Below are 15,761 nucleotides of genomic sequence, written 5' to 3'. Positions count from 1 at the left end.
GTTTCTCGGAAAGTATAAAACCGGGGTACCAGAATTTTCATTTTTCAATTAATTGACTACTTTTGTCTTCCGTTAGGGTAAAAAAGAGTAACGGGTTTACTTCATGATGCCTAAGGTTTAATTTAGTTTTAAAAAAGCTATTGATATGAGATTATTAGAAGGAAAAACGGCCATTATTACCGGAGCTTCAAGAGGTATCGGTAAAGCTGTGGCATTAGAATTTGCTAAACAAGGTGCGAACATTGCTTTTACTGATTTGAGATACGATGAGATTGCTCAGGAAACGGAGAGAGAGATTGCCGCTTTGGGGGTAAAAGCGAAAATGTATGCTTCTAATGCTGCCGATTTCGCCGCAACAGCGGCAACGGTGGAAGAGATTGCCAAGGAATTCGGACGCATCGATATTTTGGTGAATAATGCAGGAATAACAAAAGATACGTTGTTGATGAGAATGAGTGAAGAACAATGGGATGCTGTTATGAATGTAAATTTGAAGTCTGTTTTCAATTTTACAAAAACGGTTTCGGCAATCATGTTGAGACAGAAATCCGGTTCCATTATCAGTATGAGCTCTGTTGTCGGTGTTAGTGGAAATGCCGGACAAGCTAATTATGCTGCCTCTAAAGCCGGAATTATCGGTTTTACCAAGAGTGTTGCCAAAGAGTTGGGGTCCCGGAATATTAGAGCCAACGCGGTTGCTCCCGGTTTTATTATTACCGATATGACAGCGAAATTGTCGGAGGAAGTGAGAAACGAATGGGCTCAAAAAATTCCGTTAAAAAGAGGTGGTACGCCTGAAGATATTGCGAAGGTATGCGTATTTTTAGCTTCAGATCTCTCTGCTTACGTTACGGGACAAACCATTCATGTATGCGGCGGTATGAACATGTAATTTCAGATAGTGAAAAATTTAAATGCCTGATCTTCGGATCGGGCATTTTGTTTTGATTGAAGGTCAAATTTTGTACGTGATTTGATCTGAATTCTTGTTTGCTTTCAAATATCTCCTTATCTTTACATGAAATGATTATGGCTTACTTTTTGTTAGTTTTGAGATAACGTAAAAGAAAGTAATATGTATGATAAAAGAGGTAAGATAGTAGATCGATGCGTACGGGGGACTTTATTGTTTCTCGTGTTTTCTTGTTTAATTTCTTGTGCGGGTTATCGTTTACTCGATATCGACGTTTTAGAACCTGCAGACCGAGAGTTGAAACAAGGAGATATCAAAATTCTTTTTTTAGACCGTAAGTTGATATATCAATCCGATTCGACGGCGTTTCGGGAGTTGAAAAATCTGTCGGGATTGACCCGGGGGGATTTGGTGGAATGTTTTTACGACGGTTTTCAGGCTGGTATTCACAATAGTGCTAAAAAAGTAGTGTTGGGGCGTGCCGTCGGATTGAATAGCAAATACATGAGAGATACCATTACTCCCGCACCGTTGACTCTTTCAGAGTTGCAAACCGTTAACAAGGGGGTATACTCTTATGTCCTGGGGATAGAATCTTGTGTGTTTCGCTTGTACGATAGATATAATGCAGTGGTAGACAATGCGTTGTTTTTAAGATTGTACGATACGGAGAGTAATCAACCTATAGATACCATGTATTCCAATGTATTGAGATCCGCTATAACTGCCGGGGAAGATATAAATGCGATATGCGATTTCTATTATCAGTTGGGGCTGGATTACGCCAAACATCTGGTTCCGACCTGGCAGCCAGAAAAAAGGAGAATCTATATGAGTAATAATGCCTTGAAATTGGGATATTATTTTTTGAAAGATGAAAAGTACGATCAGGCCTATGAAATATGGAATGCGGCATTGAATATGAGACCGCTCGTGGCAGTGAAGGCTACTGTAAATATCGCTTGGTTGTATGAGCGGCAAGGTAATTTTCAGGGAGCGATCGATCTGTTGGAGGCGGCTTTAAGACATATGGAAAAATCCAACGTGAAAAATAATAATCTATCGGAATACATAGAGCATTATATTCAAATACTGAATCAAAGAATAAAAGACGATCGCAAATTATTAAATCAGTTATAAAAGCATTTTATATGGAGAATTTTAATTATTATAATCCGGTAAAAATTCTTTTTGGTAAAGGGAAGATTAGTGAGATTGGAAAATTAATCCCCAAGGGATTTAAAGTAATGATCACTTATGGTGGTGGCAGTATTAAAAAGAATGGCGTGTACGATCAGGTTATGTCCGCACTTGAAGATTTTCATGTAATCGAATTCGGCGGAATTGAGCCGAATCCGCATTATGAAACTCTGATGAAAGCGGTGGAGATTGCCAAGAATGAGAACGTGGGTTTTTTGTTGGCTGTTGGAGGAGGATCGGTGATAGACGGTACGAAGTTTATTGCAGCGGCTTCTTGTTTTGAAGGTGAAGACAAGTGGGACATTCTGGCTAAGATGGCTCCCGTTCATGCGGCTTTGCCCTTGGCTACGGTTTTAACCTTACCGGCTACGGGATCCGAGATGAATAGCGGGGCTGTAATTACCCGGCAAGAGACAGAAGAAAAATTGGCTTTTAGATCTCGTCATGTATTCCCGAAATTTTCCGTGTTAGATCCGACGGTTACTTTCTCCTTACCGAAGCATCAGATTGCCAATGGGGTAGTGGATGCTTTCGTGCATGTGATGGAACAATATTATACAACGACTCAGGATGTTGAAATTCAAGACCGTTTCTCGGAAGGAATATTGAAAACGTTAATCGCTCTCGGTCCCCAAATGATCGCAGCAGAACAACCGGATTATCAAACCCGGGCTAATTTTATGTGGGCGGCAACCATGGCGTTGAACGGATTGATCGCTTGCGGGGTAACGGAGGATTGGTCGACGCACCATATCGGTCATGAGCTGACGGCGTTTCATGGATTGGACCATGCGGTGACCTTGGCCATTGTTCTGCCGGGTGTAATGAAAGCCACGAAGATGTTGCGCCACGATAAATTGCTTCAATATGCACAACGGGTTTGGGATTTGGATATTTCACAGCCGGGGGCTGCCGATCAGGCTATTGCGAAAACAGAACAGTTTTTCAATGACATGGGAATCAAAACCCGTTTGTCGGATTATGGTATAGGTATTGATACCATTGATCGTATCGAGAAACGTTTCCGGGATCGGGGAGAGTTTGCATTGGGAGGAATTGACGATGTGAACGTGGATAACGTGAGAGTCATTTTAACATCCAGATTATAAGAGAAGAAGGTGTCTGGCTTTTGCCAGACACCTTCTTTTTAATTTCCATTTTAATGTCCAAATTGAAAATATACAGGGCTTCTGCCGGAGCAGGAAAGACTTTTGCCCTGACCATGGAATATTTTAAGATAGTCTTTGCTTCTCCTTTAGAATATAAGAATGTTCTGGCCGTGACGTTCACGAATAAGGCGACGGAAGAGATGAAATCCCGTATTATTCGGGAATTGAATAAATTGGCAGAGGGTGAAAAAAGTGATTACAATGAGGCTTTAAAATCGAATTTACGTTTATCCGATGAACAAGTTAAGGAGCGGGCTATCGTATTGCGTACATTGATTCTGCACGATTACGGTCGATTGTCCGTAACTACCATCGACCGTTTTTTTCAACGGATCATTAAGGCATTTACGAAGGAATTGGGGATATTTCCCGGGTATAACGTGGAGTTGGATAGTGATTACGTGCTATTGAGGGCGGTCGACCAGATCATGCAACGGATGAACGAGGATAAGGAATTGAGGGTTTGGATTACCGAGTTGATGAACAATAGCGTGGAAGAGGCTAAATCGTGGAGTGTGAAAGGGAAGATTGCGGAGTTGGGAAAAGAATTGTTCGGGGAGAATTACATGTTGTTCGATAAGGCCGTTCAACAAAAATTCGGTAATCGGGATTTTTTGAAAGCTTATCAGTCGTTTTTGCGGGGTATTGTGAAACGTTTCGAAAAACGATTGGAAGAGTATGGTAAGAGGGCATGTCATTTGATTGAAACAAATAATTTGCGGGTAGAAGATTTTAAAAATGGGAAACGAGGAGTCGTTAACTATTTTTATAAACTAAGAGACAAAAATTTAAACGGTATAACGGATTCGACCCGAAACGCTCTCGATAATCCCGATGCATGGATCGCTAAAAAACAGCATCCGGAAATTCGAACCCAAATAGAGAACCTTTATCCTACCCTAAATAGCTGGTTGGGGGAGAGCATTCAATTCTACGACGAAGAGGTGGTGGATTATCATTCTGCCAGATTGTTACTCGATAATTTGTACCAGTTGGGTATATTGAATGATTTGTATCGGGAGATCCGAGCCTATTGTGAGGAAAAAGGCCTTATGTTACTGAGTGATACTACCCGTATCTTAAACGTGCTGATTGCTGCTAACGATACCTCTTTTCTATTCGAGAAAATAGGAAATTTCTATAAACACGTCATGATTGACGAATTTCAGGATACCTCGGCCATGCAATGGTCCAATTTCCGGCCGTTAATTGTAAATACGTTGTCAGAAGGAGGAAAGGCGTTGGTGGTAGGGGATGTAAAACAGAGTATTTACCGATGGAGAAACGGCGATTGGCGTTTGTTGTCCTCCGGTGTGGAAAAAGATTTTAAAACGTTTGGGATTTGCGATGAGATTTTGGAGCATAATTGGCGAAGTGCGGGAGAAATTGTAATGTTCAATAACCTGCTGTTTTCCCAGGCGGCTTTGCAATTGAAAGAGATGTATGATAAAGAGGAGGGAAAGAACGATTACTCTTTCTCGATCTTGGAGGCTTATGCCCATACGGAACAGAAAATACGCCGCGATGAACGGGGTTATATACAAATAAAATATGGAGGGGATAAACAGGAAGAGGGGAGTGCGGAAGCCATTATGGAAGCCGTCGTGGGAGTAATCCGGAATAGTATGGGGAGAGGGGAGGAATTGAAGAATAGCGTGATTCTTGTAAGAAACGGTAAGGAAGGGGCTTTTGTAGCCGATTATATTATTGAGTATAATCGTCTGCACCCGGCTGCACCTATTCCTTTTATTTCGAATGATTCTTTATACGTGGCGGCTTCTCCGTATGTCGTTTTGATTATTAGTGTATTAAAATACATAATGACTCCTTATGACTTGGTAAACCGGGCCGTTTTGTCGTACCACTATTTTACTTATGTCAGAAACGAAAATTGGGATGATCAGGATACGCGGTTTAAGGCAGTCGCTTCAGAAGAGACCTTCATGACCTCTTTGGGTATTCCTTTTTTGCAGGAGATAAATCGAGAGACGACCGGGTCTTTGTATGAAATGGTAGAGGCTATTATTGCGGCAATGAAACTGAGGGACCGGGTAGATGAATTGCCTTATTTAATTGCTTTTCAGGATATTATATTCGAATATGAAGAGAACAATACGAGCAGCATACCCGTATTCTTGGAATGGTGGGAAAAAGAGAAGGATAAAAAGGTTCTCTCAACTTCGGAAGAGACCAATTCTGTTCGGATATTAACCATTCATAAGTCCAAGGGATTGGAATTTGATACCGTGATCATTCCCTTCTGTAACTGGGATTTGGACGATATGAGACATGCCCGTCGCCTTTGGTGCGATAACAAGGAGGAGGGGTTTAAAGATTTGGAATATGCTCCACTGAATTACTCTTCAAAGTTATCGGACAGCCATTTTAAAGAGGCTTATTTGGAAGAGCATATGAAGACCTATATCGATAATTTAAATCTTTTATATGTCGCTTTGACGAGAGCAAAGAGAGCCTTGCATGTTTTCCCTTATGCGCCTAAAATCAGTAAGGAAGGGCGACCGGCTGATATTGGATCTTTTTTGTATCAAGTGTTGGAAAGACTGGAATCAACTCGTTTATTATCCGGATGGAACAGCGGGGAAAAACAGTTAAGTATAGGGGAATACGGTATTTTGAAGGAAGGAAGGAAAGAGACGGTAGATAACAGGATTACGTTAAAAGAGTATCCGGTTTTCGATTTGAAAGATCGTGTCCGGGTACGTTATAAATACGAAGATTACACGGATATTGAAGAGAAGGGAAATTCGGCGGTAGACGAAGGAAAATTGTTTCACGAACTTTTCTGTCGTATCGAAAAAACGACAGATATAGAACGGGCGGTAAATGAGGTATATCGTACCGGTTTAATACATTATAATGAAAAGGAGATGTACCGAAAAAAATTAGTCGATTATTTGGATAATGTTCCTGTGGCTTCTTGGTTTGACGGCAGTTATCGCGTCATTACCGAACGGGATATCCTTTTTACGAACGCGGGAAGAGCTCGGCCCGACCGGGTTATGTTTGACGGGAATAAGGTCGTTATCGTAGATTACAAGTTCGGATACAAAGAGGAGGAGGAGTACAGTAAGCAAATGGGATTCTATTGTAAAATACTGAGACAAATGGGGTATAAGGAGGTGAAAGGATATATTTGGTATGTAAACATGAATAAAATATATCCTGTCGGGTCCGGCACTCAATTGCAGTTGGATTTTTAGTAGCTGTCTACGGTGCTGATTTGATCCGTGTTTTTTCGAATTTTGGGACGAATGATCGGGTCTGCTGGATGTCCGATAGGGATGATCAATTCTACTCTTTTATACGAAGGGATATGTAGTAAATCCTTTATCTTTTTTTCATTAAACCATCCCATGATGCAAGTTCCCAATCCTTCAACGGTAGCTTGAAGGCAAAATTGTATTGCCGCAATGCCGTTGTCGATTAAGGTAAAATCCTTATTCTTTAATGTTTGACCGATACGGGAAGAGAGATTTGCTTTTTCTCTAACCATGACGACGATAACAGGGGCCTGTTTGGTAAAATGATTCATGGGAAGAATTCCTCCCGATGTGGCGTCCGCTACCTTATTCTTTAATTCAGGGTCTTTGACGATGACAAACTTCCACGGTTGGGCGTTGCAGGCTGAAGGAGCCAGGCGGGCGGCTTCGATGCACCTCGATAAACTCTCTTGAGATACGGGTTCGCTGGAGTATCCTCTGACACTTTGTCGTTGTAAAAAGAGATTTAATAATTCCTGTGGTTCCATATATTCAAAAATAGAGGGTACTGGAACGGTACCCTTATCGGTTATTATTTTTTGTGTTTATACCATTCTAAGTTTTCTGTCCCGTTTGAAGTTGCCCATCGGGTATACTGCGGGAATGCTTCATCGATACGTTGTCCTTCTTTAGGAAAATCAAAAGAAGTTCCCACGATATGAATGGCAAACGGGAAATAGTTGTTGGATATGAAGTAGAGTCCTTTTGCCGGTTCGGAAAGATCATGCCCGTAATGCAGAAGGCTCATATCCATTAAATCCGTAGGCTTGTGATTAGGCAGATGTACCTCGCGGCCTCGTTGCTTATTGGACTCGACGATAATAAAAGGATTATAAGGTGGTAAACCTAACTCGCTGGATTTCATACCGCCTAAAGTCGTCTCTACGGTAAAAACCATGTCTTTTCCTGTTTTAACCACGTCTTCCGCATCGTCAAACAGAATGATCGTTGCCTTTGTTTGGTTGTTCTCCAGCCCTTTGCTATTCAAACTGAAACGGGTAGGAATCGTGTAGTCTGACGTTATATTCATTGATCGAATCATGCTGCTGCTGGTTTCGTATTGGTAAGCAAAACCATTTGTGTACTGGGCTCCGTTATTCTTTAACGTCCATACGTCTTTTACTTTAACGATTAAATTTCGGGCGTTCAGATAGTGAATGGTATTGTATTCCATCACGACGTCGTTCATGTCATAGTCTCCCTGGTAAGGCCATATATCCTCGAAAGCAACCGTTCCGTTGTATTTTATGGTGTAAGCTAATAGAGGATCGTCCGGAAATTCGTCATCTACGTCCGGAACACCATCCCCATCGCTATCCGTCAAATCTTTTCCGTCCGGAATGTTGTCGTCGTTGTATTCCACGTACGATGGATCGGCCTCTATGTAGAAAATAAAGTCACGGTAGTCTGCCTGATGGAAGTTTTTATCCTCGAAACCGATATAACGGATTTTCGTGTTGGGATCCCGGACGATCACGTTGTGTTTTCGCTGTAAATCGTTGAGTTCCGTATTGGAATAGGCATATACTTTCCAGGTATCCGGTTGGGATATGGCATAGGATGTGGAATTGAAACCTCCGACTAAAATAAACCATCCGATGGTTATTCCTTTTGGAAATTGGTCTATCCAGCTTTGGGTGGCTTCGTCCCAATATTTTAACCGAACGTTGTCTCCCAATTGTAAACCGGCTTTCGGGGCAAAAGTAGCGTTCGGGAATAACACGATTTTTTGAATATCTTCAACGGAACGGGGTGGTTTTTGAGAATCGTAATAATAATATCCCATCGTATTAGTTACCGTATTGCCGCTATTGTGTACAACGACTAAATCGATAATGGCTCCGTCTTTAACGATATTGATATTGGCTTCCCCGCTTTCTGCAATATAATTATCGACATTATCGCTTTTCGTGCCTAAACTTGAATTCACCATCTTTAGTCCGTCTGACGATACATTTTTGGGAGCGCCTAAATAATTCGGAACACCTTTAACATTCCATTTGCCGTCGTTTACTATTTTCAATTCGCTTGGACGGGTAGAGTAGATATAATCCGTTTCTCCTGTCCGCGAACTAACGGACTTGGATTTTACTTGTGTACCATCGATGGAATATTTTATTACAGAAGGAACACCTAAAGCATCAGTGTATAGGTATACTTCTTTAATAGATGCAGGGATCTGTACTAATTCCGAATAATTTCCGTCATTGTCCGTGATTCCTTTGAATAAGGTTTTTAAACCTTCTTTTTTCACGGGTTCATCATTTACGATCTCAATCGGATCTTCCGCGTAAGCTTCGAACGCTAACGCGTACCCTTCGGGAACACTATAATTTACATTTGCAGTAATGTTGTTTGCCGTACGGTAGTCAAACGCGTTTCCATCTCCCGGAGGAGGGGTCTTCGACATGTCTTTATCCGTACAGCCTATAAGTATAGCGATAAAAACAATAATTCCTGTGCTTACAATTTTGGTTTTCATTTTAGTATCTATTTAGGTCACATTTTGCAAATGTAATGAATTAATTTTCAGTTGCAAATAAATGGATTGAATACTGTTATTAATAATAATTATCAAAACGTAGATAATGTATATTTTTTCTAAATAAAAAAAGAGAACCCTTTGAATGGGTTCTCTTTATCGTAGCGGGAGCCTGACTCGAACAGACGACCTTTGGGTTATGAGCCCAACGAGCTACCAACTGCTCCATCCCGCAATATAAGCCAAAACAACTTTTTCTGTTTTGCGAGTGCAAAGATAGTTATTTGTTTTTACTAATCCAAATATTCGGGTAAATAAATCAGTCATTATATAAACTTCCCTATGTTTTCCTATCTTTGCAGAAAGATCGGTTTATGGAAACATTCATAAAGAAAAGGAGAGGGGTATCCGCTTTTGGGGGATACGTTTAATTTTTCCGCCATTCGCGTTCCGTTCGAAGTTGAAACGGTTACAATAAATTTGTTATCGAGAAAAACAAGTAAAAGGTATACATAAACAACAAGAATATGATGAATTTGATTAGAATAACAAGTCCTGACGATCGGAATCTGGATCGTTTGATTCCTCTCTACGAGGATGCTTTTCCGGCGGAAGAGAGAAGAGACATAGGGCAATTGAGACGGATGATAAAAGAGAAATCCGATATGTATTTTAGTGTCGTTGAATGTGACGGAGAGTTGTGCGGTTTTTTCGTGTACTGGGATATGAAGGATTTTTATTATTTAGAGCACCTTGCGGTATATCCATCCATGCGCAACAAGAAGATCGGGCAACAGGTTCTAAATTACGTGGCTGATCATCTGAAAGGGATTCGGTTATTGGAAGTCGAGCCGATGCAAGACGAGATGACTACCCGGCGTGTCCGTTACTATCAGCGGAACGGGTATCAGGTTCTGGAGGAGGAATATATACAGCCTTCTTACGACGGAGTCCGGGATTCTTGTCCGCTTTGGATTATGGGAAACCAACATTCCGAACGTTTACCCGAGTTTATAGAGACCATAAAACGGAAGGTGTATACCGATAATTACGGTTTAATAGAGAAATAAACAGCTGTAAAGGATCCGACGAGTAGACGGTTCAAACAAACTGGCTAATATTAAAAACCGTTCGAAAGAGAATTTCGAACGGTTTTTATTTAGTAGCGGGAGCCTGACTCGAACAGACGACCTTTGGGTTATGAGCCCAACGAGCTACCAACTGCTCCATCCCGCAATATGTGCTAAAACAACTTTCCTTGCTTTGCGAGTGCAAAGATAATGCTATATTCGGAATATACAAAGATTTTTTTGTTTTTGCGATATGTCCGGTAATTAAATAGAGAACGGGGATTTTACGATCCCCGTTCTTGTTTAATTTTTTGTGAAATTATCTCTTTAACATTTCGCATACTTCGTTATATACGTTTTCTCCGGTGAATCCGAATTTTTCATCCAATACTTTCGCCGGGGCCGAATAACCGAAATGATTTACTCCGTGGATTCGTCCGTTTATTCCGACAAGTCCTTCCAACGTGACGGGAAGACCGGCTGTCAAACCGTATTTGGGCTTATTGGCCGGGATAACTTCTTCTTGGTATGTTGAGGATTGCTCGCGGAATAATCCTTCGGAAATAACGGATACCACTTGAGAAGATATGCCTTTACGTTCTTTTAATAGTTGTGCACCTTCCAGTAAGGTAGATACTTCCGAACCGGAAGCGATCAATACGATATCGACATTCTCCGCGTTTTTGGTTACCACGTATGCTCCTTTTTCTGCTTGTAAGGCTTCATCGAATCCTCCCGGCAGGTCTTTGATATTTTGCCGGGACAGGATCAGTGCGGTAGGGGTGGAGGTGTTTTCCATGGCCATTTTCCACGCGACGGAAGTTTCGGCGGCATCCGCCGGACGAAGGGCCAACAGGCTCATTTTGCCGGAGTGATTATGAAGTTTCTCCATTAACCGGAGCTGTGCTTCATGCTCGATAGGTTGGTGAGTCGGTCCGTCTTCCCCCACGCGGAATGCATCGTGCGACCAGATGAATTTTACGGGGATCTCCATCAACGCGGCTAAACGAACAGCCGGTTTCATGTAGTCGGAAAACACGAAGAACGTACCGCAAGCTACGAATATACCACCATGTAAGGCAATCCCGTTACAGATAACAGCCATGGTTAATTCGGCAACTCCGGCTTGGAAGAAAGCTCCGCTGAAGTCTCCTTTTATCAGATTTCGGGCTCCGCCTTTGATGAATCCGTCTGTTTTATCGGAATTGCTTAAATCGGCAGAGCTGACGATCATGTTTTCAACCTGTTTGGCTAATTCGACTAATACGTCGGCCGATGCGGCACGGGTAGCAATTCCAGGCTTGTGTACGATGGATTTATAGTCGATTTCGGGAGCTTTGCCGGATAAGAAACGATGCCATTTTGCGGCTAATTCCGGGTTGGCTTTTTCCCAAGCGGCTTGTTCTGCTTTTTTAGCCTTGGCATAAGCCCTCTTCTGTTCTAATACTTTGTTGTAAAATTCTTTAACCTCTGGGAATATAACAAACGGATGTTGTGGATCTCCTCCTAAGTTTTCAATGGTTTTCTCGATAGAGGCGCCTGCGGCGCTTAACGGTTGTCCGTGAGTGGAGACCTTGTCGGAGAAATCTTCCCCGTCAGCCCCTACGGCTCCTTTTCCCATTAATGTTTTCCCGATAATAAGGGTAGGTCGTTCCTTCTCTTCGTTGGCAGCTTTCAGAGCCTCTGTGATTTCTTTCGCATCGTTTCCGTTTACGGTAATGACATTCCAGCCCCATGCCTTGTATTTCATGGCCGTATCCTCTCTGGTCACTTCGTTGACGCGGGTCGAAAGCTGCACCTCGTTTGCGTCGTAAAACATAATCAGATTAGATAATCCCAATGTTCCGGCAATACGGCCGGCTCCTTGAGAAATTTCTTCCTGAATACCTCCGTCAGAAATAAAAGCGTAGGTTTTATGGGCCATCCATTCACCGAATCGAGCGACCAAAAATCGCTCTGCGATTGCTGCCCCCACGGCCATGGCATGTCCTTGCCCCAGGGGGCCTGAGGTGTTTTCCACTCCTCGTTTAACATCGACTTCAGGGTGTCCCGGAGTCACACTTCCCCATTGACGGAAATTTTGTAAATCTTCCATACTGTAAGTCCCCACGAGACTGAGAATGGAGTACAGCATGGGGGACATATGTCCGGGATCCAAGAAAAATCGGTCTCTGTTGGCCCAACTCATATCGTCCGGGTCAAAATTTAAAAATTGGGAGTACAAAACATTTACAAAGTCGGCTCCACCCATGGCTCCACCCGGATGGCCAGATTTAGCTTTCTCAACCATGGAGGCTGAAAGAATACGGATGTTATCCGCTGCTCGATTTAGGATTTTATCCATGCCTATATTTTTTGAGATATTGTTAAAATTTTTGCGCAAAGTTACGATTTTCCCATGGGAAAACAAGAAAATAGACAGCGGGGATTCAATAAAAATCAGGATTATATATTCATCCTGATTTTTATGTGTTTACCATTCCGAAAAGGGGTGTTTGCTTAGCATCGAATTGTAGTATTTCCGCTTTCCCGTGACCTCTTCTCCTATCCATTCCGGTTTCGGAAAAGTATCGTTTTCATCTTCCAATTCTATCTCTGCTAAAATTAAACCTTCGTTGCCCCCGTGAAATTCGTCTATTTCGTACGTGAATTTGTCCGCTTTTACGTAGTAGCGGGTTTTATTGATGATTCCGGGTTCACAGATTTGTAGTAATGCTTCGGCTTCACCGACGGATATCTCTTTTTCCCATTCAAAACGATTCGCCCCGGTAGCATTACCCTTTCCTTTTACGGTCAGGTAGGCGCGATCTCCCTTTATGCGTACCCTTACGGAGCGTTCCGGTACGGAAGACAGATATCCTTGTGTGATTTGAGTCTTATTAAATGCTTGTGATTTGAAATCTCCGTTGACTAAAAATTTGCGCTCGATTTCCCGGAACATGATTATAAATTTTTATTTTTATACATATTCTCCCACCAGGCCGGTTGACCTTTTAAGTATTTGGCAAAGTAAGATAAAATGGTATTATTCCATAGGATTCGTTGATCGTAGTCGACTACTGCATGGTCGGCATTGTTGATCAAAACCAGATCCACCTCTTTGCCCAATAGTTTCAATGCCGTATAGAATTGGATACTCTCTCCGGTGGGTACATTCACGTCGGCTGTTCCATGTAATAACAATATCGGTTTTTTCACTTTGTCCGCGTTGAATAAAGGACTCTGATCAACATATATGTCTTTTCGGTTCCAGGGAAAAGAGTAAGCAGCTGCTTGGGTGCTGTAACTGTATCCCCAATATCCTTCACCCCAGTAGCTGGATATGGACGAGATTCCGGCATGGGAGATCGCACAGGCAAATATATCGGTACGGGTTTGCAGAAGCATGGTCGTGAAACCGCCGTAGGAGGCTCCCATACAGCCTACTCTTTGAGGATCTATGAACGGATGTGCTTTTAAGAAAGCTTTCGTACACGCGATGATCTCGTCTGCCGTGATGATTCCCCAGTTGTTTTGGTGACGTGCGGAAAACTCCTGTCCGAATCCCGTGGCACCAGAGGGTTGCATAACATACACGACATACCCGTTCGCCGCGTATAAATTAAACGGCCAGCGTCCTCCGAAAGTTCTTTCGACGGGAGAGGTCCCTCCGTAATAATAGACAATCATCGGATATTTTTTACTCGGATCAAAATCGGCCGGAAGGTAATAGCGTCCGTCAATAGTGGTGCCCCTTTTGTATTGGTAATCCCAATCCTTGACTTTTCCGAAAACAATATTTTTGTACTGTTCTTCAGCCGGGTTATCCCATAATTGCGTGCTCAGATCCGTGAGATTTAAGGTATAGACACGAGTGGGGTAACTTTGATCGGAAGCCGTGTAAACAGCTAAATCACCCTGTTGCGGTAAAGAGAGTCTTTGGATGACGTCTCCCGGACAATCGATCTTTTCTATTTTACCGTTTCGGTAACGAAACAGGTGGATATAATCCGTGTCGCCCGCGATGATATAAATAGAGCCGTCTTTATGCCAATAGGAAGTAGAGACTGAAGGATTGAAGTATTTGGTAATCGGATCTACCCGGTGGGTTTCCAGATCGTAAATGAAAAGTTGGGTATCGTATTCGTTTACGATTTGTCCTTTACGAATGTTAACACCTGTATTCCCGAAAGCGTTAGCGCCTCCGCTCACCAACAGTTGCTTATCGTCGGGAGAAAACGAGCAATATATGCTGACCGGGCGGTCTTGCCATAAGGTATCGATTTGGTTCGACGGTATATCCATCAGATAAACGGATTGCTTACTATACGGATATTCGTTGTAATCCGGACGGTTTGTAGTGATGACAACCTGTTTACCGTCGTGACTGATATCCATGATTGACGTGGTTTGATTTCCCCAAGTCAGACGGGAGTGGATTCCGCTTTTGAAATCATATTTACAAAGGAAATAACGGGTACGGTAATTGGGTTGGCGGTCTTCCATACCTTCGATTTTACGCAACTCCCACTCTTTTTCGCTATAATTTTCCGATTGGTAATAAAGCAAGTAGGTTCGATCGGGAGACCATCGGTATCCTGAGATCGAGCGATCGGCTTTGATGAGGCATTCTTGGCGTCGGGTTTCAGGATCATAGGTATAAAGTGAATGTCCTTTTCCTTCCGGTATCAAAAAGGAGAGTTTATCTTGCCCCGGTACCCAAGTGATGTCGGTCGTCTCTTTTCCGTAAAAAGAGTAAATGATTTCTTTATTTGTAAGTCGATAAAGATAGGTTATTCGGCTACTCTTGCCTTTTATGATTTCCGTTTCACTTAAAAGCAAATATTTACCAGAAGGGGAGGTTTGTATGTCTCCGATACGGGTTCCGTTCAATACATCGTAAATATTTTTTCCTCTCATGGGGGAAAGGGTAAACTCTACGGGAATGTTTTTGAACTCATCTCCTGCTTTAAAGGAGGCGGAAAACAAGGTTTGCGGGGAGTTCGGGAGTACAAGACTTTTTACGATTATCGTGTGTTTGCCCGGTATCCAATTTCTGCGTATCTCTTTAGGGACGTTTTCTTCTTCCTCGTTACAGGCTTCGTAAGTAAGTACTTTTTCTCCGTCTATAAATACTTCCGCGGGAGTACTGAAATGGAAAGTCATGCTGCCATCCATCCATTCCGTGTTGGCCATATAAACGGCGTTATAGACGATCGAAGGCTTTTTTCCCCGTGAGGAGTAACGGACTTTCCCGTCAACCGCATCCGAACGTCGCCATTGAAAATCTTTTGTTCCTTGTTCGATGCCTTCCGGAACAGGAGTGAGATTTTCGACGGATAGAGTCGAGAATTCTAAAAGCGAAACGGGAGTGAAAGATTGGTTGTTCCCGTTTTTTTGATCGTGAAAAGCGGGCATTTCCACAGGAATAGGAGGGAGACTCATCCATTCCCGGATTATTTGTCCTTGCACTTGAAAGGAAAATATAACCCAAACGAAAAGGAGTAGTTTTTTCATTCTTTTTTGATTATGGTATAATTGTTTATTTGTCCTTTTAAAACAGAACAAAGTTAATCCTAAAACGTAGAATGTTTGAAAATTCTGAATAAAATTTATTATGATGTAATTTTTATCATTAATTTTGCTCTGCGTAGATAAAAGATTTAT

The 15,761-nt window shown here is 42.2% G+C and carries 10 protein-coding genes and 2 tRNA genes; 5 read left to right on the top strand and 7 right to left on the bottom strand.

What is annotated here, in order from left to right; genetic code table 11:
* The first annotated feature begins 145 nt into the window (after positions 1–145).
* From fabG to PGR74_RS02555, 4 genes are all read left to right on the top strand, one after another.
* Positions 146–892, top strand: coding sequence for a 3-oxoacyl-[acyl-carrier-protein] reductase (fabG, locus tag PGR74_RS02570; protein WP_041503601.1), 747 nt, complete (start codon positions 146–148; stop codon positions 890–892).
* A 183-nt stretch (positions 893–1,075) separates the two neighbouring features.
* On the top strand, positions 1,076–2,053 hold the full coding sequence (locus PGR74_RS02565) for a DUF6340 family protein (RefSeq protein ID WP_041503602.1): 978 nt from the start codon (positions 1,076–1,078) through the stop codon (positions 2,051–2,053).
* Positions 2,054–2,064: 11 nt separating this feature from the next.
* Positions 2,065–3,222: an iron-containing alcohol dehydrogenase gene (locus tag PGR74_RS02560; RefSeq protein ID WP_041503603.1), complete on the top strand. Its 1,158-nt coding sequence runs from the start codon at positions 2,065–2,067 to the stop codon at positions 3,220–3,222.
* A gap of 53 nt (positions 3,223–3,275) precedes the next feature.
* Positions 3,276–6,503: a UvrD-helicase domain-containing protein gene (locus PGR74_RS02555; RefSeq protein WP_110688406.1), complete on the top strand. Its 3,228-nt coding sequence runs from the start codon at positions 3,276–3,278 to the stop codon at positions 6,501–6,503.
* Here PGR74_RS02555 and PGR74_RS02550 read toward each other — a convergent pair.
* The 3 genes from PGR74_RS02550 to PGR74_RS02540 all read right to left on the bottom strand — a co-directional run bounded on the left by PGR74_RS02550 (position 6,500) and on the right by PGR74_RS02540 (position 9,280).
* Positions 6,500–7,051, bottom strand: coding sequence for a nitroreductase family protein (locus PGR74_RS02550; RefSeq protein WP_041503605.1), 552 nt, complete (start codon positions 7,049–7,051; stop codon positions 6,500–6,502). The genes PGR74_RS02555 and PGR74_RS02550 overlap by 4 nt on opposite strands.
* 44 nt (positions 7,052–7,095) lie before the next feature.
* Entirely contained in the window at positions 7,096–9,045 is a 1,950-nt protein-coding gene (locus tag PGR74_RS02545) for an LruC domain-containing protein (RefSeq protein ID WP_110688405.1), read from the bottom strand.
* A gap of 162 nt (positions 9,046–9,207) precedes the next feature.
* Positions 9,208–9,280, bottom strand: a tRNA-Met gene (locus tag PGR74_RS02540).
* 292 nt (positions 9,281–9,572) lie between these two features.
* Between PGR74_RS02540 and PGR74_RS02535 the strand changes: the two genes are divergently transcribed.
* Positions 9,573–10,115, top strand: coding sequence for a GNAT family N-acetyltransferase (locus tag PGR74_RS02535; RefSeq protein WP_041503607.1), 543 nt, complete (start codon positions 9,573–9,575; stop codon positions 10,113–10,115).
* A 93-nt stretch (positions 10,116–10,208) separates the two neighbouring features.
* Here PGR74_RS02535 and PGR74_RS02530 read toward each other — a convergent pair.
* From PGR74_RS02530 to PGR74_RS02515, 4 genes are all read right to left on the bottom strand, one after another.
* Positions 10,209–10,281: transfer RNA gene (locus tag PGR74_RS02530), tRNA-Met, on the bottom strand.
* 153 nt (positions 10,282–10,434) lie between these two features.
* Positions 10,435–12,459, bottom strand: coding sequence for a transketolase family protein (locus PGR74_RS02525; protein WP_041503608.1), 2,025 nt, complete (start codon positions 12,457–12,459; stop codon positions 10,435–10,437).
* A gap of 129 nt (positions 12,460–12,588) precedes the next feature.
* Positions 12,589–13,056, bottom strand: coding sequence for a CYTH domain-containing protein (locus tag PGR74_RS02520; RefSeq protein WP_110688404.1), 468 nt, complete (start codon positions 13,054–13,056; stop codon positions 12,589–12,591).
* Between the two features lie 2 nt (positions 13,057–13,058).
* The gene (locus tag PGR74_RS02515; protein WP_041504893.1) at positions 13,059–15,611 is read right to left on the bottom strand and encodes a S9 family peptidase; all 2,553 of its coding nucleotides are present in this window, start codon (positions 15,609–15,611) and stop codon (positions 13,059–13,061) included.
* Positions 15,612–15,761: the final 150 nt, after the last annotated feature.

Origin of the sequence: Sanguibacteroides sp. AM78-02pH3A (genome assembly GCF_027666085.1) — a bacterium.
Classification (GTDB): domain Bacteria; phylum Bacteroidota; class Bacteroidia; order Bacteroidales; family Marinifilaceae; genus Gabonibacter; species Gabonibacter massiliensis.
The sequence above is the reverse complement of the archived record's forward strand: the minus strand, read 5'-3'. Positions and strand labels throughout refer to the sequence as shown.